General features: G+C 61.0%; 15 protein-coding genes and 1 riboswitch. Of the genes, 5 read left to right on the top strand and 10 right to left on the bottom strand.

Annotated elements, in window-relative coordinates; all coding sequences use genetic code 11:
* Positions 1 to 118 precede the first annotated feature (118 nt).
* A complete protein-coding gene (locus M0D69_RS23255; protein WP_301784242.1) occupies positions 119 to 1246 on the bottom strand; it encodes an OpgC domain-containing protein in 1128 nt (375 codons plus the stop codon).
* A 286-nt stretch (positions 1247 to 1532) separates the two neighbouring features.
* Here M0D69_RS23255 and M0D69_RS23250 point away from each other — a divergent pair, with 286 nt between their 5' ends.
* Complete coding sequence (locus tag M0D69_RS23250; RefSeq protein ID WP_301784241.1) at positions 1533 to 2279, top strand: TerC family protein; 747 nt, start codon at positions 1533 to 1535, stop codon at positions 2277 to 2279.
* Between the two features lie 55 nt (positions 2280 to 2334).
* On the opposite strand, the gene M0D69_RS23245 is transcribed toward M0D69_RS23250, so the two are convergent.
* The 5 genes from M0D69_RS23245 to cbiE are packed head-to-tail and all read right to left on the bottom strand — an operon-like array spanning position 2335 to position 6531.
* Positions 2335 to 2730, bottom strand: a complete 396-nt coding sequence (locus M0D69_RS23245) for a DUF4186 domain-containing protein (RefSeq protein ID WP_301784240.1) — start codon at positions 2728 to 2730, stop codon at positions 2335 to 2337.
* Positions 2731 to 2740: 10 nt separating this feature from the next.
* Positions 2741 to 3469, bottom strand: a complete 729-nt coding sequence (gene cobM, locus M0D69_RS23240) for a precorrin-4 C(11)-methyltransferase (RefSeq protein ID WP_301784239.1) — start codon at positions 3467 to 3469, stop codon at positions 2741 to 2743.
* Positions 3470 to 4222, bottom strand: a complete 753-nt coding sequence (locus M0D69_RS23235) for a cobalt-precorrin-6A reductase (RefSeq protein WP_301784238.1) — start codon at positions 4220 to 4222, stop codon at positions 3470 to 3472. It lies immediately after the preceding gene.
* Positions 4219 to 5310 carry a cobalt-precorrin-5B (C(1))-methyltransferase gene (locus tag M0D69_RS23230; protein ID WP_301784237.1) on the bottom strand — a complete coding sequence of 364 codons (1092 nt, stop codon included), beginning with the start codon at positions 5308 to 5310 and terminating at the stop codon, positions 4219 to 4221. Before M0D69_RS23230 ends, M0D69_RS23235 begins: the two co-directional genes overlap by 4 nt.
* Before the next feature lie 18 nt (positions 5311 to 5328).
* Positions 5329 to 6531, bottom strand: coding sequence for a precorrin-6y C5,15-methyltransferase (decarboxylating) subunit CbiE (gene cbiE / locus M0D69_RS23225; protein ID WP_301784236.1), 1203 nt, complete (start codon positions 6529 to 6531; stop codon positions 5329 to 5331).
* A gap of 119 nt (positions 6532 to 6650) precedes the next feature.
* Positions 6651 to 6828: riboswitch (cobalamin riboswitch) on the top strand.
* A 100-nt stretch (positions 6829 to 6928) separates the two neighbouring features.
* On the opposite strand from cbiE, the gene cobG reads away from it, so the two are divergent.
* From cobG to cobJ, 4 genes are read left to right on the top strand one after another with little or no spacing between them, the layout of a single operon-like run.
* Complete coding sequence (gene cobG / locus M0D69_RS23220) at positions 6929 to 8251, top strand: precorrin-3B synthase (RefSeq protein WP_301784235.1); 1323 nt, start codon at positions 6929 to 6931, stop codon at positions 8249 to 8251.
* Positions 8244 to 8870 carry a precorrin-8X methylmutase gene (locus tag M0D69_RS23215; protein ID WP_301784234.1) on the top strand — a complete coding sequence of 209 codons (627 nt, stop codon included), beginning with the start codon at positions 8244 to 8246 and terminating at the stop codon, positions 8868 to 8870. The genes cobG and M0D69_RS23215 overlap by 8 nt, the downstream gene beginning before the upstream one ends.
* The gene (locus M0D69_RS23210; protein WP_301784233.1) at positions 8871 to 9596 is read left to right on the top strand and encodes a precorrin-2 C(20)-methyltransferase; all 726 of its coding nucleotides are present in this window, start codon (positions 8871 to 8873) and stop codon (positions 9594 to 9596) included.
* A complete protein-coding gene (gene cobJ, locus M0D69_RS23205; RefSeq protein ID WP_301784232.1) occupies positions 9584 to 11257 on the top strand; it encodes a precorrin-3B C(17)-methyltransferase in 1674 nt (557 codons plus the stop codon). The genes M0D69_RS23210 and cobJ overlap by 13 nt, the downstream gene beginning before the upstream one ends.
* A gap of 1 nt (position 11258) precedes the next feature.
* Here cobJ and M0D69_RS23200 read toward each other — a convergent pair whose 3' ends face one another.
* From M0D69_RS23200 to cobW, 4 genes are all read right to left on the bottom strand, one after another.
* Positions 11259 to 11840, bottom strand: coding sequence for a VWA domain-containing protein (locus tag M0D69_RS23200; RefSeq protein WP_301784231.1), 582 nt, complete (start codon positions 11838 to 11840; stop codon positions 11259 to 11261).
* A gap of 92 nt (positions 11841 to 11932) precedes the next feature.
* Positions 11933 to 12931 (bottom strand): ATP-binding protein, encoded by a 999-nt coding sequence (locus tag M0D69_RS23195; RefSeq protein WP_301784230.1) that lies wholly within the window; start codon positions 12929 to 12931, stop codon positions 11933 to 11935.
* Complete coding sequence (gene cobN / locus M0D69_RS23190; protein ID WP_301784229.1) at positions 12928 to 16701, bottom strand: cobaltochelatase subunit CobN; 3774 nt, start codon at positions 16699 to 16701, stop codon at positions 12928 to 12930. Before cobN ends, M0D69_RS23195 begins: the two co-directional genes overlap by 4 nt.
* Positions 16702 to 16704: 3 nt before the next feature.
* Positions 16705 to 17793 carry a cobalamin biosynthesis protein CobW gene (gene cobW / locus M0D69_RS23185; protein WP_301784228.1) on the bottom strand — a complete coding sequence of 363 codons (1089 nt, stop codon included), beginning with the start codon at positions 17791 to 17793 and terminating at the stop codon, positions 16705 to 16707.
* Between the last annotated feature and the right edge of the window lie 98 nt (positions 17794 to 17891).

Raw genomic sequence — 17891 nt, 5'->3', positions numbered from 1 at the left:
AGGCTTTTCTGCAAGCCGGCTTTTCGTTCAAGCTTGATCAAGCGCTCGCCGATATAGCTCCTGGACGCAGAAAACGCAGACCGTTAGTCGCATTTTTTGCTCTTTCATAAAACGTCATTCATCGAGTCGCACGACGCTCCCCTTCTGTCTTCGCAATAGCCGCAACCGATCCCAAACCCATCGCACCGAATACGCGCTGGCGATGTGGAATCGCGAGCAACAGACCCAACGCAACGATATCGGCGGCGAAACCCAGCGGGACGTCGAGAAAACCATCGGTCAGCGTGTACAACACCGAATCGACGATCAGCGAAATCATCGCGCCCGCCACGAAACATACGAGTCCATCGCGGCCAACCGCTCCGACCCACGGCAAGCGTTGCGCAATCTGCTTCACCACTCCGCGACGCGCCAGGTCGCTTGCAAGCCACGCGATTGCCAAAAAATTCACGATCCGCACGCCGGCCAGATTGCGCTTGAAATCGCCATCGAGGGAAGTGGGAAGCAAGAGCAATTTGTAGTACGCCATGCCCGCGACAATCCCAAGTGCGGCGACGCTCACTACCCAGCCGAATCGGTGCGAACTCACACGCCGATAGATGGGTTGGCAGCACGCAAGCACGCCGAGTACGAACATCAACTGCCACGCGGCGGGATTGAAGTCCCACAGCAAATCTTCCGCCGACGGCAGATATTCGGCGAGCGGCGCCGCGACCGCCCACAGCGCGACGCTTCCACCAAGCAGAATCCACGGCTTGCTGCGTGCGAGCGGAATGACCAGCGGCACGGCCAGCGCGAAGAACGCGTACATGGGCAGGACGGAAGAAAGATACGGCTGACGGCGCAGGAGCAGTACGTCGGCGATGGCGGTGAACGGCGTGGCGAGAAAGCTGTCGAGATCCGAGGTCACCAGATTCGGCGCGCTGCCGAAAAATGGCCGCAGCATGAAACTTGTCGCCAGCATCAGGACGGCGGTGACCAAAAACGCGCGGTAGATCTCGATCGCGCGGCGGAAAAACCGCGCCCGGGCAGCAGATTCGGAGCGGCGGGCGGCCACGGAAGCGTAGGCCGTCGCGGTGGCGAAACCGCCGAGAAACACGAAGACTTCGGCGGCGTCATTGAGGGCGAATGCGTGCAGCGTCACGCGGGAAAGCATGCTGCCGCCAATATGATCGACCACGATCACCAGCAGCACGAGGCCACGAAAAAAGTCCAGTTCGACCAGGCGTTGCGATTTTCCCTGCATGCGAAACCCGAAAGCGACTGCCGGAATCGGGCAGCGAAAGTTGAAGGCGCCGGGTCGGCTAAAGTAACGGCGCTCGACACTAGAGTTTACCCGTATTTGCGCGGCGCACCATTTTGGCGGGCATGTCGACATCGAAAATCCGTCCGGCGAACTTTTTGGCGCGGCATCGCTCTCAATTATTTCATTAAGCTTACATTTTTGCTTTGCGTGTCACGTATCATCGCGAACGGCCGCCGCGTAGGCGCCTTACCTGTTGTCTCCCACTTCCCCAAGACCCTCGGATCTCATGGACTATCTAGTTGCATTAGCAAGCGACCCCGGCGCGTGGGCCGCACTGGCGACGCTCCTTGTCATGGAAGTCGTGCTCGGCATCGACAACCTGATCTTCATCTCCATTCTGACGAACAAATTGCCCGAAGCGCACCGTGCACGCACGCAGCGGCTCGGCATTGGACTGGCATTGCTCATGCGGCTTGGGCTGCTCGGCACGGTTGCGTTGATCGTGCGCCTGACCGCGCCGATCTTCACCGCGTTCGGACACGACTTCTCGTGGCGCGACCTGATCCTCATCGCCGGCGGTGCATTCCTGGTCTGGAAGGCGACTACCGAGATCCATCACCACGTATCGAGTGAAGGCGAAGGCAATGGCAGCGGCGCTGCGAAGACGTCCACGCTCACGCCGTGGTCCGCGATCGGCCAGATTTTGGTGCTCGATCTTGTGTTTTCCATCGACAGCATCGTGACCGCCGTGGGCATGACCGAGCACATTCCCATCATGTTTGTCGCGGTGATCGGCGCGGTGTCGGTGATGATGTTCGCGGCGGGACCGCTGTCGCGCTTTATCGAAAGGAACCCGACTGTCGTGATGCTCGCGCTCGGCTTCCTGCTTGTGATCGGGATGACGCTGGTCGCCGAAGGGTTCGGATCGCACGTGCCCAAGGGCTACATCTACGCGGCGATGGCGTTCTCGGCCTTGGTCGAGGGATTGAATATGTTGTCGCGAAGGGCTAAAAAGAAGCGCGCTTTAGAATGATGGCGCGATAAGTCAATCACGCCGCGCGGCTCAAAACCGCGCGGCGTTTTTTTTGTCAGAATGGCAAATCGGGCTGACGTGGCGGTTTATCGGCGCCTACGACTTCTTGTGCCTTCAGCCAGCGTTCGATGGCCTGCACGACGTGGTCCCGTTCGTCATCGTCCAGGTGTTTTCCCGCCTCTATGCCATGCCACTTGGCGAGGCAACTCCGGCAGCACGTTGCCGTGGCGTGCTGCGCGATAAACACGGGATGGCCGCGAAACGGCGTCTGCTTGCCGTCGTTCGGCGGTTGTTCCGGTGCAAGCCGGCGCGTGATTAGTTCGCGCGCATGGCCGATCACCTCCGTCATACCGTGCTCGCGCAAATAGGCTTCCTCACGCGCACCGAGACGGAAGCGTTTGCGGAAGTTCGAATGCGACAAGGCGCTGAAGACGGTATCGAGATCGCGCATCGGCGAAGCGTCAGAATGGCTTGCGATAAAGCGATGAATCGGTGAAACCTTCCGCATTCAGCACATACCCGACTACGATCAGCGCAGTCCTTTCGATGCCCTTTTCAAGCACTTTTCCCGCGATATCGGCGAGCGTGCCCAGCACTTTTTCTTCGTCGGGCCAGCTTGCCCGGAAGATCACGGCCGCTGGACACTGCGCGCCGTAATGCGGAATCAGGTCCGCGACGATCCGTTCGATATGACGCACGCCAAGGTGAATCGCCATGGTCGCGCGGTGGCGAGCGAGATCGGCGAGTTGTTCGCCTTCGGGCATCGACGTCTTCGTGGCGAAGCGCGTGAGGATCACGGTTTGGGAGATACCCGGCAACGTGAATTCACATCCGAGTGAAGCCGCCGATGCCGCCGCAGCCGTCACGCCAGGTACGATTTCATACGGTATCCCGAGCGTATTCAGACGCCGGATCTGCTCACCAATCGCGCCATACAGCGACGGATCGCCGGAATGCACTCGCGCAACGTCTTGCCCCTTAGCGTGCGCGGATTCGAGCAATGCGACGATTTCATCGAGGTGAAGATCCGCCGTATTCACCACGCTTTGCGCACGATGTCCGCTCAACACTGCTGCCGGCACGAGCGATCCGGCATACAGGATGACCGGGGACGTACGAATGAGGCGCTGCCCTTTCACCGTGATGAGTTCGGGATCTCCGGGTCCAGCGCCAATGAAATAGACCGTCATTTAAGGGGTTTTATCGAAAAGTGGATGCGGATGGAGCCATGCTTCAAGTGCGTTCAGAAGCGAGCTTCTGTCGAAAAATTCGCGCTCGACTTGAGGCAAGTGCGGTCGCTGCAGCATGACTACAGGCAAACATCGTTCCCGCGCGACCGCAAGTTTCGCCTCGGTCGCAGCGCCGCCGCTGTTCTTGCTGATGACGACATCGGTTTGCTGTGCATTGAAGAGCGCGCGTTCGCCATCGAGCGTGAACGGTCCACGCGCGGCGATGATCGTCGCACGCGCGTTGCCGGGATGCGGGTCGAGGCAACGAATGGTCCAGTTTTGCGACGTCGGAATCTCGTCAAGATGCGCAAGCGGTTCACGGCCCAGCGTCCAGAGCGGGTGCTTGTAAGGTGCGATGAGGTGGAGGATATCCGCAAAATCCGCAGCTTCGCGCCAATCGTCTCCGGCTTGCGGTTGCCACGGTGCGCGCCGAAGCGCCCAGCATTCAACGCTCTTAAGCGCGCCAGCAGCACTCGCGTGACGGCTCATTTGCGCCGCGTAAGGATGTGTTGCATCGACGATCAAGCCGATCGACTCCGCTTCAAGAAACGTCTTCAACCCTTCTACCCCACCAAAGCCGCCCACACGCACGCTGCACGCGAAATCGCCCGGCATGCGGCCCAGTCCGGCGAGGCTATAAACATGATCAGGACCGAGACGTCGCGCAATGGTCAATGCGTCGCCGGTGCCGCCCAACAGCAAGACCCGTTTCATTGCGCGGCCCCCACGATGCGCCCCTGCCGATCGATCGCAAAACATTCAACGCTGATACCTTCAGGCACCACGCCTAACGCAAATTGCCGCGCGTGTTCGCAGACAATATCGCCGAGCGGCACGCCCTGCTCGTGAGCCAGCAGCAGCGCTTCCTGGCTCGTGTTAGCCGCGCACATATCCTGCTGAAGCACAGCGCTTGCACCCGCGCTCGCAGCCCAGCTAGCGAGTTGCGGCAAGTCGATGCTCGAGTTCCGGCTATGCAGATCCATATGCCCCGCCGCGAGCTTGCTGATCTTGCCGAAGCCGCCGCACAGGCTCAACTTCTCCACCGGTGCGCGCCGCAAGTGCTTGAGCACAGCGCCCACGAAGTCGCCCATTTCGATGAGCGCTATATCTGGCAGGTTGTATCGAAGACGCATGGCGTCCTCGCTTTGATTGCCCGTGCACGCCGCGATATGAACGTAACCATTCGCGCGCGCGACGTCGATACCCTGGTGAATCGAAGCAATATAAGCCGAGCAGGAGAACGGCCGTACGATGCCCGTCGTGCCAAGAATCGATAATCCGCCGACGATCCCCAAGCGCGGATTCATCGTCTTGAGCGCGAGTTCCGCACCGTTTTCCACGCCGATGATGACTTCGAATCCGCCCGCATAACCGTGTTCTCCGGCAAGTGCCAGGAGATGGTCGGTCATCATCTTGCGCGGCACGGGATTGATGGCGGGTTCACCTATCGCAAGCGCAAGTCCGGCGCGCGTGACGGTGCCCACGCCCGGTCCCGCGAGAAAACGCACGCCCGGTTCGCTCAGCAATCGCACGCGGGCAAAAACGATCGCGCCATGGGTGACGTCGGGGTCGTCGCCGGCATCTTTTATGGTGCCCGCCTCGGCGCTTTCACCTTCAGCAAGACGGCAGTAAACGAGCGGCATCATGATCTGCTGCCCCTTGGGCAAGACGATGTCCGCGTGCTCGCTGACCAGCCCCGTCAGCAGCAGACGCGCAGCCGCGAGCGATGTCGCGGTGGCGCAACTGCCCGTAGTAAGTCCTGTCCGCAGCGGCGCGGGCTGTTCGGGCGTTTCGTCACGCATGGTGGTAACGAGTAAGCATCATGGTTTGACAGCATGCAGCAGCGTGATGGGAAGCGCCTGGCGCCAGGTATCGAAAGCGCCTAGCGGCTGTGCATGGGCAATGCTGATGCGCGTCATCTCGCCACCATGAAGCGCGCGCCACGCGACCAGTGTCGCCTCGCTTTGAATCGTGACCGCGTTGACGATCATCCGGCCGCCTTTCCTCAGATGAGACCAACACGTGTCGAGCATGTCCGGCGCCGTCACGCCACCGCCGATAAAAATTGCATCGGGCTGCGGAAGCCCGGTTAAAGCGCCCGGCGCTTCGCCCTCGATCAGTTGCAGTCCAGGCACGCCGAGTGCATCGCGATTGTGTTCGATCAGGCGCTGACGCTGAATGTCCGCTTCGATCGCGATAGCACGGCAGCACGTGTGCGAGCGCATCCATTCGATACCGATCGAACCACATCCCGCACCCACGTCCCACAGCAGTTCGCCTGGCTCGGGGGCGAGCCGCGACAACGTGATCGCGCGGACATCGCGTTTGGTGAGCTGGCCGTCGTGCTGGTATGCATCGTCGGGAAGACCGGGCGTCAGCGGCAATCGGCGCGCATGGTTTTCCGCGACACATTCGATCGCCACCAGATTCAGCGCGGCCACATCGATTGCCTGCCACGCGCTGGCTATCTCATCGATACGGCGCTCTTGCTCGCCACCCAGATGCTCAAACACAGTCAGGCGGCTCGAGCCAAAACCGCGCTTTGTCAGCAACTCGGCGACCCTCGAGGGACTCGAAGCATCGCTGCTGAGAACGAAAATACGCGCGCCGGGATGAAGCTGCATTTCAAGCGCCGCAACCGGCCGCCCGACCAGCGAGACGACCGTCACGTCTTGCAGCGCCCAATGCAAACGCGTGGCGGCAAGCGATAACGACGAAGGCGCGGGCACCACACAAAATTCGCCCGCAGCCAGTTCACGGGCGAATGTGGCGCCGACGCCAAACATCATCGGGTCCCCGCTTGCGAGCACGCACACCCGTTCATTACGATGTTCAAGTACCGGTGCAATCGTGAACGGCACAGGCCACGCGCGACGTTCCCCGCCGATCCGGGCCGGCAACAACGCAAGATGACGCGCCCCGCCGAAAATCGTATCCGCCGCCAGCAACGCCTGACGCGCATGCCGGCTCAGTCCGCGCCAGCCATCCTCTCCGATCCCCACCACGGTCAACCACGGTGACATCCGCCGATCCTCGCTTGATTCATTCGCAGATTACGCCGCGTCTACAACGTGGCTCAGACAATGCGGCTAAAGCACGCCCGGCGTGACGCCGATGCGCTTTAACCGCCATAAAAACGGGCATAATACCGCGGTTAGTCGGTGCCCTTACGGGCCTAACAGGGAACACAGCAGAACTGTGGCTGCCCCCGCAATTGTACGCAGCGAGTCCGCGCTCCACTGCCACTGGTTTCGACTGGGAAGGCCGGTGCGGACGACGACCTGCAAGCCAAGAGACCTGCCGACCGGAATTCTTCGTGCAAGCCAACATCGGGCGGGGTGTACCGATGCCGCGAACGTGCCACTCCCGCAAAGGGTCCGGCAGGTTCGAGGCGCCGCGCGAGACCGAACGGGTCACGCTTTGAACGAACCACTCACTACTGTACGCGGGTTAACGCACGCATTGCACGCATCGCAGGCATTGCGGCCATCGGCTTGTCCTGGCCTGATGCGGATTGTGCCTGCACGCGACGGTGGCCTGTGCCGAATTCGCCTTGCACGGGGCGAACTGAGTGCGGCGCAGGCGCGCGTGGTCGCGGAGGTGGCGCGGGCGTTCGGTTCGGGTTTTATCGACGCGACCAATCGCGCGAATTTGCAGATCCGCGGTGTACGGGAGGGCTCGCAAGAGGCGTTGATCTCGCGGCTCGTCGGTGCGGGGCTCGGGCCAACTACGCCGGGTTCTGATGATCTCCGTAATGTGATGCTGAGCCCGCTCGCGGGTCTGGATCCGCACGCCCTTCTCGACGTAACACCGCTCGCTTGCGCTTTGCTCGATCAGTTGCAGCGGGACACTCGCTTGCATCAGCTGTCGCCGAAATTTGCGTTGATGGTTGACGGCGGCGAGCGTCTCGCGATGCTCGATCATCCGCACGATGTGTGGCTTTCGGCGGGTTCGGCGGAACGTTTTGTATTCGGGCTCGCAGGCTGTCCGCCGAGGTTTGAAAGCGACGCGTCTGCGTTGGGCGCGGTTAACCGCATGCACGTTCCTGCGTTAATCGATGCATTGCTGCATACGTTTCTGGATCTCGCGCTGCCGCACTATACGAGGATGCGCGACCTGTTGGCGACGTGTTCAATCGAAGAATTTGTTGACCATGTGCAGGACAAACTGAGTTTTCCGTTAGACCGGGACGCGGGTAACTGGCGTCGTCCCGCTTCCGATGCACGGCTGCGTTTCGGCGTGCATCCTCAAGGAACGGGCGATAGCGTGTGCGTCGGTGCGCAAGTTCCGCTAGGGCGTATGGATGCAGCAACGCTATCGGCACTCGCCGATCTCGCGCCGCGATTACGCATGACGCCCTGGCAAAGCGTGATGTTGCTCGACGTGCCGGTTGCAAATGCACAAGCTGTCGTTGACCAACTCACCGCACTCGGCCTCGCGACAAACCCCGACGAACCATTCGCGCGCCTGATTGCATGCGCGGGTTCACAAGGCTGCGCAAAAAGTTTCACCGATACCAAAGCCGACGCGCAACTTCTCGCCCGGTCGATGCCATCAGCAGGCGATGTCCACGTCAGCGGCTGCGCGCGTTCATGCGCGGCGGCGCACTGCGTCGAGACCACGTTGATGGCCGTCGCACCCGGTCGCTACGATCTTTACCACCAGGCACCTGAAGCCGTCGCCCACCATCTAACCATCGAACAGGCAGCCCGCTGGCTCGCCCGGAGCACCCCTGATGCTTGACTACATTCGCGACGGCCAGGCGATTTATCGCGCGTCGTTTGCGACCATTCGCGCCGAGGCCGATCTCGCTGCCATTCCCGCCGATCTCGAGAAACTCGCCGTGCGTGTGATCCATGCGTGCGGTATGACGGACGTGATCGACGACCTCGTGTTCTCGCCCGGCGCGGGCACGGCAGGCCGCGCTGCCCTAAGCCGCGGTGCACCCATTCTCTGCGACGCACGCATGGTCGCCGAGGGCATCACGCGCGCGCGGTTGCCCGCAAACAACCGCGTGATCTGCACGCTCAACGATCCATCCGTACCGGAACGCGCTCGTGCGCTCGGCAATACGCGTTCCGCCGCCGCCCTCGAATTGTGGCGTCCGGATCTTGAAGGGAGCGTGGTCGTGATCGGCAATGCGCCCACCGCGCTTTTCCATCTGCTCGATATGCTCGACTCCGGCGCACCCAAACCCGCCCTGATCCTGGGCTTTCCAGTGGGATTTATCGGCGCGGCGGAATCGAAGGCCCTGCTCGCCGCCGATAGCCGCGGCGTGCCGTTCGTCGCGTTGCGCGGCAGACGCGGCGGCAGCGCGATGGCGGCCGCCGCCGTGAACGCGCTGGCAACGGAGACCGAATAAATGAGCGGACGCCTCTATGGTCTCGGTGTCGGTCCGGGCGATCCCGAGTTGATAACAGTGAAGGCGCTGCGCTTGCTGAGCTCGGCACCGGTTGTTGCCTACTTCGTTGCAAAGGGCAAGAAAGGTAACGCGTTCGGCATTATCGAAGGGCATCTCAAGGAGACCCAGACGCGCATGCCGCTGGTGTATCCCGTGACGACCGAAGCGCTCGAGCCGCCGCTTTGCTACGAGACGATCATCGGCGACTTCTACGATGAATCCGCCATCCGCATAGCGGATCATCTGGAAGCGGGCCGCGATGTGGCCGTGATTTGCGAAGGCGATCCGTTCTTCTATGGTTCGTACATGTACCTGCATGACCGCCTGGCTGAACGCTTCGAAGCGGAAGTCGTGCCGGGCGTGTGTTCGATGCTTGGCGGGGTTGCCGTGCTTGGCGTGCCGCTCGTGTATCGGAACCAGAGCTTGTCAGTGTTATCGGGCGTGTTGCCGGAGGCAGATCTTAAAGAACGTCTCGCCACTGCGGACGCCGCCGTGATCATGAAACTCGGCCGTAACTTCGACAAGGTACGGCGCGTGCTGACCGAACTCGGGCTCGACAAACGTGCGTTATATGTCGAGCGCGCAACCATGGCGAACCAGCGCATCGTGCCGCTGGAAGAAGTCGATCCGATGGCCTCGCCCTACTTCTCGCTGCTCGTCGTACCGGGGGAAAAATGGCAGGCATGAACGAAGGGACACCCATAGCAATCGTGGTGCTGGGTACGGGTGCGATCGATACCGCCCGCCGCATCCAGGCACGGTATCCGGGTTCGCTTATTCATGGTCTCGCGAGCCGCGTGCAGGCCGATGTCGCATTCACCGAACTCGGTCCGCATCTACGCGAACTGTACACACGCAACACGCCTGTCGTCGCGTTATGCGCGGCGGGTATCGTGATCCGTTGCCTCGCTCCTGCGCTCGCCGATAAGACCTTCGAGCCTCCTGTGCTGGCCGTTGCCGAAGACGGCAGTGCGGTCGTGCCTTTGCTCGGCGGTCTGGGTGGCGTGAACGTGATGGCGCGAGAAATTGCCGCGGCGCTGGACGTCGTGCCGGCGATCACGACAAGTGGAGAACTACGTTTCGGCACTTGCCTGCTGAACCCGCCAACGGGTTACGTGCTCGCTGATATCGAGAAAGGAAAACGCTTCGTGTCCGATCTGCTGGCGGGTGCCACGACCCGTGTTGAAGGTGTTGCGCCGTGGCTCGATCAGGTCGATCTGCCGCGCGCCGTCGACGCCCGCCTCGCCATCCGCGTAACGCCGCACACGAGCGACGTTGCTGGCGAGTTGATAATTCATCCACGCTGCGTGGTGGCCTATGTGACGGCGGCGTCCTCAGAGCACTCGATCATCGAACGAGTACGTCACGCGTTGCATGAACATCGCATTGCACCGATGTCGCTGGCCGCAGTGCTTGCGCCTTTAAGCATGATGGGTTCCGTACGGCTTGCTGAAGCAGCGCAGGCGCTGGATGTGCCGCTGCGATTTGGAGCCCTTCCAGAAGGCTTCGAAACGTTTGAGCATGAAAACGGCGTTGTGATAGCTATCACACCACAACCGGTCGATCCTTCACCGCTCGGACAGGCACGTGGCACGCTTACCGTGATCGGCCTCGGTCCTGGCAGCGCGGACCTGATGGTGCCGGCAGCAAGACATGCGTTGTCGCTTGCCAACGACGTCCTCGGCTACGAGACCTACGTACGCATGGCCGGTCCGTTCGCGCCACATCAAACCCTTCATTGCACCGACAACCGCGAAGAGATGCAGCGTGCGCGCCATGCGTTCGAACTGGCGAGCACGGGACGCAACGTCGTGGTTGTATCGTCGGGGGACCCCGGCGTGTTTGCGATGGCCGCGGCCGTGCTCGAAGCACTTGATCAAGCCCGGGATAACGCGCAGTGGAACGCTGTCGAATTGTCGGTCGTGCCGGGTGTATCCGCGGCGCTCGCGACCGCTGCCCGTGCAGGCGCGCCGCTCGGCCACGACTTCTGCATGCTGTCTCTCTCCGACAATCTCAAGCCGTGGGCAGTCATCGAAGCGCGCTTGCAGCACGCCGCCCAAGCCGATCTCGTCATGGCGCTTTATAACCCGGTGTCACGCGCGCGCCCGTGGCAACTTGATCGCGCGCTCGATATCGTGCGCGAACATCGAACCGGTGCAACCACGGTTGTGCTGGGCCGGAACATCGGCAGGCCGGGTGAAACGCTGACCACAACGACGCTTGAGAATCTGCGTTCCGATCAGGTCGATATGCGTACGATGGTGATCGTAGGGTCGTCCACCACGCGGTGTTTTCCGCGTAGCGACGGCAATGGCGACTGGGTCTACACGCCACGCTGGTACGAATGAGCTACGTGGAAGTCATGGAAGCCGCCGTGCGATAGTCCGCTTGCCATGACTCTGCAAGCTTGATGCACCGACCGAGGCGCACCGCCTCGTTTTCAAAATCGACGATGACGATCTGATCCGCTGCATCCGGACGCGACGGCGTTTCCGGGCTGCGGCCGTCGGTCAGCAACCATAGGAAACGCCGCTGAGAAGGCTGATGCCGCGCAGCCTTGGCAAGCACGTTGGCACCGGTACGTACACCCAATGCGAGCGGCGTGCCTCCGCCGCCACCTATCGGTGCAAGCCAACGATCATTCCACCAGTGCGCAGCGCCGGGTTCGCGACGCACTTGCGCCGTCGCGCCGCCAAAGCAGACTAGCGCCACCTCTGCCCGTTCGCGATACGCCCGGTCGAACAACGCCACGACCAGGCCTTTAGCAAGCGCAAGCCGCTTGCCGCTTAGCATCGAACCGGAGCAATCGAGCACGAAACAATGCAATGCGCCGCTGTCGCCTCGCTCGCGATGAAACCTCAAGTGCGTCGCATCAAGAGCCCGATTGCGCTTTGCCAGCAGCGTTTGCAACCAGTCGATGCGCGCGCTCACTTCGCCTTCGCGTGATCGCGTTCTACCCGATGCGGAAGGTTCCAGCCATCGAAGGCGCCCGGGTTCGGCGCGTGCATCCGGCCTTCGATGGCTCAGGATTTTTTTGGGGCAAGCGGCCTCACGTTCTTGACTGTTGCAATGTCGCCCGGCTCGGGTGGCATATAGCCGAAATTGGCTTCGTCGCTGTCTTGCGGACGTTGCTCTGTACGGGGTTCAGCGCGTTGACCGTTTGCCGGCGCATTGCCTTCCTTGCGCCGATGCAACAACACCGACTCCGCAACACGTTCGACGTGCTCAACGTTCACCGCCGAAGCCTCCTCCAACGCCGCCAGCGCTCGCGCAGCGCGCAGCATCACGAGGTCAGCACGCAAGCCGTCGACGTGTGCCTCGATGCATAGCTCGCTCACGCGTGCATGCACCGCATCGTCGAATTCGAGGCTCGGAAGTATCACCCTGGCGTGACGAATCTTTTGAGCCAAGGCGTCTTGTTGTCCAGCAAATCGCGAACGAAAAGCTGCGGGTTCCATATCGAATGCGAGACGCGCCTTGACGATCTCCTGACGTTTTTCGGCGTCGAAACAATTCTGCAATTCCACCGCGAGACCGAAGCGATCCAGCAATTGCGGCCTGAGCTCGCCCTCCTCCGGATTCATTGTCCCGATCAGCACGAACCGTGCTTCATGCCGATGCGAAATGCCGTCACGCTCGATCATATTCACGCCGCTACTCGCCACGTCCAGCAACTGATCCACAAGCTGATTGGGCAGCAGATTCACTTCATCGACGTACAACACACCCTGATGCGCCTTCGCGAGCAAGCCCGGTGAAAAACGCACGCCGCCGTCGCGCAACGCAGCTTCAATATCCAACGTACCGATCAACTGCTCTTCGCTTGCGCCCAGCGGCAAGGTCACGAACTGACCCTCCGGTAGCAATTCGGCAAGCGCACGCGCGGTCGTCGATTTCGCCGTGCCACGCGGACCGCTGACCAACACGCCACCCAGCGCAGGATCGACCGCGGCGAGTAATAGTGCTTGCTGCAAGCGTTCTTGTGCGACCAATGCGGCGAGAGGGAAGATGATTTCGTTCACGTTCGTTGCCCTTCGAGTTGCTGTTCGGCGTCCAGCAGATGGCGTTCGATCTGGCTTTGATAAGCGCCCGGGTTTTGCCATAAGCCACGTTGCATCGCTTCGGTCAAACACTCACAGATGGAATGCAGCGCGTGGGGATTATGCTGCTGCATGAACTCACGCGTATCTGCGTCGTTGACGTAAGCATCGGCGACAAGCGCGTACTGATGATCCGATACAACCCGCGCGGTGGCGTCGTAACCAAACAGATAATCTACTGTCGCCGCGAGTTCCGACGCGCCCTTGTAACCATGCCGCTTCACACCATCGATCCATTTTGGATTGACCACACGCGAGCGGATCACGCGCGAAATCTCTTCCTGCAACGTACGGATACGCGGTGCGGCAGGGTTGCTGTGATCGGCGTTATACGCTTGTGGCTGAGCGCCGGAAAGATGCCGCACGGCCGCCACCATGCCGCCCTGAAACTGGTGATAGTCGTTCGAGTCGAGCAGGTCGTGTTCGCGGTTGTCCTGGTTCTGCACCACCACGTCGATAGTCGACAGGCGCGCGCCGAAGGTTTCGCGCGCGTCCACGCCATCGCCCTTCTGCGAGTACGCGTAGCCGCCAGAGCTTTGAAAACCGCGCGCAAGATCGGCGTCGTTTTGCCATTGTTTTGCGTCGATCATTTCTTGCAGACCCGCACCGTACGCGCCGGGTTTCGTGCTGAATACACGCCATCCCGCACGTAGGCGCGCTTCCTTCTCGTCCAGTCCGCGCGCCATGTGTTCGTCGCGTTCGCGTATGATGCGCGCACGGATCGGGTTGATGTCTTCGGCCTCGTCGTCGAGTTCGGCGACGGCTTGCACGGCGGCATCGAAGAGATGCATCAGGTTGGCGAAGGCATCGCGGAAAAAACCCGACACGCGTAGCGTCACGTCTATGCGCGGGCGATTAAAAATGGTGATCGGCAAGACTTCGAAATCCGTCACGCGATTGCTGCCCGCCGCCCACTTGGGACGCACGCCGATCAACGCCATGGCTTGGGCAATGTCGTCGCCGCCGGTGCGCATGGTGGCCGTGCCCCATACGGATAACCCGATCGCGCGCGGGTAGTCGCCGTGCTCCTGAAGATGGCGTTCGATCAGCAGATTGGCTGACTTCAGCCCGAGCGTCCATGCTGCCCGGGTTGGAACGGCGCGGGTATCGACGGAGTAGAAGTTGCGTCCTGTGGGAAGTACATCAAGTCTTCCGCGCGAAGGTGAACCACTGGGGCCTGGTGGCACAAAACGCCCATCGAGGCCGCGTTGAAGTTGCTTTAGTTCTTGCGGACCACAAGCGTCGAGTCGCGCGAGCAGGTCGCCGTTGAGGCGCGTCAATACCTGCATCGTATGCGGCCCGGCATTGTCGGAAGGTTGATCCAGCAGCGACGTTGCCAGCAGCTCAAGACGCTCGCGTGTATCCCCGTGATGACGCCAAGGGGCATCGATCACGCTTACGAGTTCAGCCGGACGAGGTCCGGTCCAGGACGCGGTCCAGTCAGAATCGAGAGGATCGAATGTGTCGCCCAGGCTTAAGTCACGAGCCAACGCAGTAAGCACGCTCGCGTTCGCACCTTGTGCATCGCCGGTCGGATAACGGCCGAGCGCGAGCAAGGTATCGCGGCGCTGAACGCCTTGCGGCGATGCGCCGAATACATGCAGGCCATCGCGGATCTGCGCCTCTTTAAGCTCGCATAAATACGCGTCGGCGCGTGTCAGCAATGCGTCTTCAGTATCGGAATCACGAGGTTTGTCGAGTCCGAGTTCTTCGTGCAGCCGATGCTCGACGATGCTTGCAAGAATCGTTTTTCGCAACAGCTTGGCGCGGCGCGAATCGACCATCAACGCTTCGTAGTATTCGTCGACCTGACGCTCCAGGTCCTGCAACGGCCCATAGTTTTCAGCGCGCGTAAGCGGCGGCATCAAATGGTCGATGATGACCGCCTGCGTGCGCCGCTTCGCCTGACTTCCCTCGCCCGGATCATTGACGATGAACGGGTAAAGATGCGGCATGGCTCCCAGCGTCAGATCGGGCCAGCACGACGCGCTCAACGCAACGCTCTTGCCCGGCAGCCATTCGAGATTGCCATGCTTGCCGACGTGAACGATTGCGTCGACGTTGAAGCGCTGGCGCAGCCAGAAGTAGAACGCCAGATACGAGTGTGGCGGCACGAGTTCAGCATCGTGATAACTCGCGTAGTCGCCACGTTCACGTGATCGTGCCGGTTGAATACCGACAAACACATGCCCGCAGCGCCAGCCCGCGATCATGAAGCGGCCGCGCCGCACCGTGGGATCGCTTTCGGGCGGACCCCAGCGGGCATTCAACTCCCGCTGCACGTCAGATGGCAGCTTGTGGAACGCATCGAGGTAGTCATCGAGTGCAAGGCTTTGCAGCGCCGGACGCAGGTCGCGCACGACCGGATCATTCGTCACGCCGGACGTCAGCGCTCGCATCAGCGCGTCGCTATCGGAGGGAATATCGTCTACTCGATACCCTTCTTTCGCGAGCATCGAAAGAATGTTGACTACGGACGCCGGTGTGTCGAGACCAACGCCGTTGCCAATACGGCCTTCACTCAACGGGTAATTTGCGAGCACGAGCGCGACGCGTTTGTCAGCGTTGTCGAGTTGTCGCAAGCGACACCAGCGCATGCTCAACTCAGCGACAAAGCGCACTCGTTCGAGGTCTGGCTGATAGCGCACCACATCGACTTGCGTTACCTTGCATCGATACGCAAGTCCCTTGAAACTGATCGCTCGCGTGATGATGCGGCCATCCACTTCGGGCAGCGCGACATGCATGGCGATGTCGCGCGAATTCAGCCCGTGGTTGTCCTTCAGCCAGTCTTCGCGATTGCCCCCGCTCAGGATGACTTGCAACACCGGCGCGTCGCCTGCGAGTTCAAACGGTACCGGGTCGTCTATGACGCCGGCTGCGAACGAAGTGGTGTTCAATACCAGCGTTACGTCATGATCTGCGCAGAGTTGCTGCACGACTTCGCGGCTCAACGGATCCTTGAGCGAAGCCATCGCGATCGGCAACGGGTTAAGTCCTTGCTCTTCAAGGGCATCGATCAACGCATTGAACACGTCCGTGTTACCGGACTGCAAATGAGCCCGGTAAAACAGGATGGCGACGACCGGTGCGCCTTGAATCCAGCGTTTTTGCCAGTCTTCTACGGTCGCAATCTGCCGCTCCGGATGATAGAGCGCGACTGTTGGCAAGGGACTCGGAGCACGCGCCTCACGACCATATCCCAATGCACGAAACGCAACGCAGCGAAGAAACTCTTCAGCATTTTGCGCCCCGCCTTCACGCAGATAACGCCAGAGTTGGTCGCATAACGCGGGCTCGGCCGTGCTCTTTGCAACGAGATTCGGATCTTCCTGCAGATCGCCTGAAAACATCACGAGCATCTGGCCGCTGCGGCGCGCAAGTGTCGTGATGCTCTCGAGTCCATAGGGCCAGTAAGCTTCACCACCCAGATGATCGATTACTATCACGCGTGCATGTTTCAGCACGTCATCGACATAGAAATCCACCGATGCCGGTTGCCTTAAGAACGCCTGGTTTGCGAGCCGCACCGCTGGAAAATCCGCTTCCAGATGCGGCACGACACTAGCGAGTAGCGACAGCGTGGTATCGGCGGAACTGAGCACGACGATTGGCGCCGGAGTCTGATCGATGCGCATGACGCCGGCAGCATCGTCGACAAAACCTCCGGGAGTCGTGCGTAGCAGATGCACGACTCAGGCCTGCACGGGCGCGTTGGCGAGCGCTGCGACGAGTGCTTGTTGCAGACGCGGCTGATCGAGGTCCTCACCAATCAGCACGAAACGGCTGGTCCCGTTGCTGGCCTCCTCAGCGGTCCAGCGACGATCGAAGTAAGTCTCGAAACGCTGTCCTACACCCTGCACGACGAGCCGCATCGGCGTGCCCGGCAACGCGGCGAAACCCTTCACGCGATAGATCGTGTTGGCATCGACCAGCGAGCGCAACGCTTCGACCACCGCCTCGCGCGACTCGACCCGCGCCTCCACCACGACCGAATCGAAGTCGTCGTGATGATGATCGGCGTGACCTTCGTCGTCGGCGGAACCATGATGGTCGACGCGTAAATGAATCGTGGTCTCCGATGCCGCTTCAAGCCCGAGCAACGCATGCAGATCGAGCTGACCCATTTGCGCTGGCACGATCTTCACCCCAGCGGGAACCTCGCCGCGAATCAACGCTTCCACCGCGCGCTGCTGAGGTTCATCGATCAGATCGGTCTTGTTGAGAATCACCAGATCGGCCGACGCCAGTTGATCTTCGAACAGCTCGTGCAGCGGCGATTCGTGATCGAGGTTTGGATCGGCACGACGTTGTGCATCGACGGCTTGCGGGCTCGCGGCGAACTGGCCGCTTGCCGCGGCGGGACCATCGACCACGGTCACGACGGCGTCTACCGTGAACGCATTCTTGATGGACGGCCAGTTGAACGCCTGCACTAGCGGCTTGGGCAACGCGAGGCCCGATGTCTCGATCAGTACGTGATCGATCTGCTCACGCCGCTCGACGAGTTGCTCCATTACCGGATAAAACTCTTCCTGCACAGTGCAGCAAAGACAGCCGTTCGACAATTCATAGAGATTCGGTTGATCCGTGACGCTTTCGTCCTCGCAACCGATGTTGCAACCCTTGAGAATCTCGCCATCGATACCCAGTTCGCCGAACTCGTTCACGATCACGGCGATACGCAGCCCTTTCGCGTTTTGCAGGATGTGCCGCATCAGCGTGGTCTTGCCGCTGCCGAGGAAACCCGTTACGACCGTGACCGGGATTTTGCGCGTTTGCATCCGTTGCTCCGTTTTATCGATTGGCTGCTTGCCGCCGGAATGCGTTTGCCTTCAGTGACTCAAGGCAAACAATAAACACCGCTCGCGGGCGTCGCGAT

This window comes from Caballeronia sp. SEWSISQ10-4 2, from assembly GCF_030464885.1.
In the GTDB taxonomy this organism is placed as follows: Bacteria; Pseudomonadota; Gammaproteobacteria; order Burkholderiales; family Burkholderiaceae; genus Caballeronia.
Note: the sequence above shows the minus strand (reverse complement) of the source record. Positions and strands in the feature narration are given on the sequence as shown.

What these genes read in the sequence shown, in the direction of transcription:
- M0D69_RS23255 (WP_301784242.1), bottom strand. Translation starts at nt 1,246, where the DNA reads ATGCAGGGAAAATCGCAACGCCTGGTCGAACTGGACTTTTTTCGTGGC.
- M0D69_RS23245 (WP_301784240.1), bottom strand. Translation starts at nt 2,730, where the DNA reads ATGCGCGATCTCGATACCGTCTTCAGCGCCTTGTCGCATTCGAACTTC.
- cobW (WP_301784228.1), bottom strand. Translation starts at nt 17,793, where the DNA reads ATGCAAACGCGCAAAATCCCGGTCACGGTCGTAACGGGTTTCCTCGGC.
- M0D69_RS23235 (WP_301784238.1), bottom strand. Translation starts at nt 4,222, where the DNA reads ATGAAACGGGTCTTGCTGTTGGGCGGCACCGGCGACGCATTGACCATT.
- cbiE (WP_301784236.1), bottom strand. Translation starts at nt 6,531, where the DNA reads ATGTCACCGTGGTTGACCGTGGTGGGGATCGGAGAGGATGGCTGGCGC.
- M0D69_RS23250 (WP_301784241.1), top strand. Translation starts at nt 1,533, where the DNA reads ATGGACTATCTAGTTGCATTAGCAAGCGACCCCGGCGCGTGGGCCGCA.
- M0D69_RS23230 (WP_301784237.1), bottom strand. Translation starts at nt 5,310, where the DNA reads ATGCGTGACGAAACGCCCGAACAGCCCGCGCCGCTGCGGACAGGACTT.
- M0D69_RS23210 (WP_301784233.1), top strand. Translation starts at nt 8,871, where the DNA reads ATGAGCGGACGCCTCTATGGTCTCGGTGTCGGTCCGGGCGATCCCGAG.
- M0D69_RS23215 (WP_301784234.1), top strand. Translation starts at nt 8,244, where the DNA reads ATGCTTGACTACATTCGCGACGGCCAGGCGATTTATCGCGCGTCGTTT.
- cobM (WP_301784239.1), bottom strand. Translation starts at nt 3,469, where the DNA reads ATGACGGTCTATTTCATTGGCGCTGGACCCGGAGATCCCGAACTCATC.
- cobJ (WP_301784232.1), top strand. Translation starts at nt 9,584, where the DNA reads ATGGCAGGCATGAACGAAGGGACACCCATAGCAATCGTGGTGCTGGGT.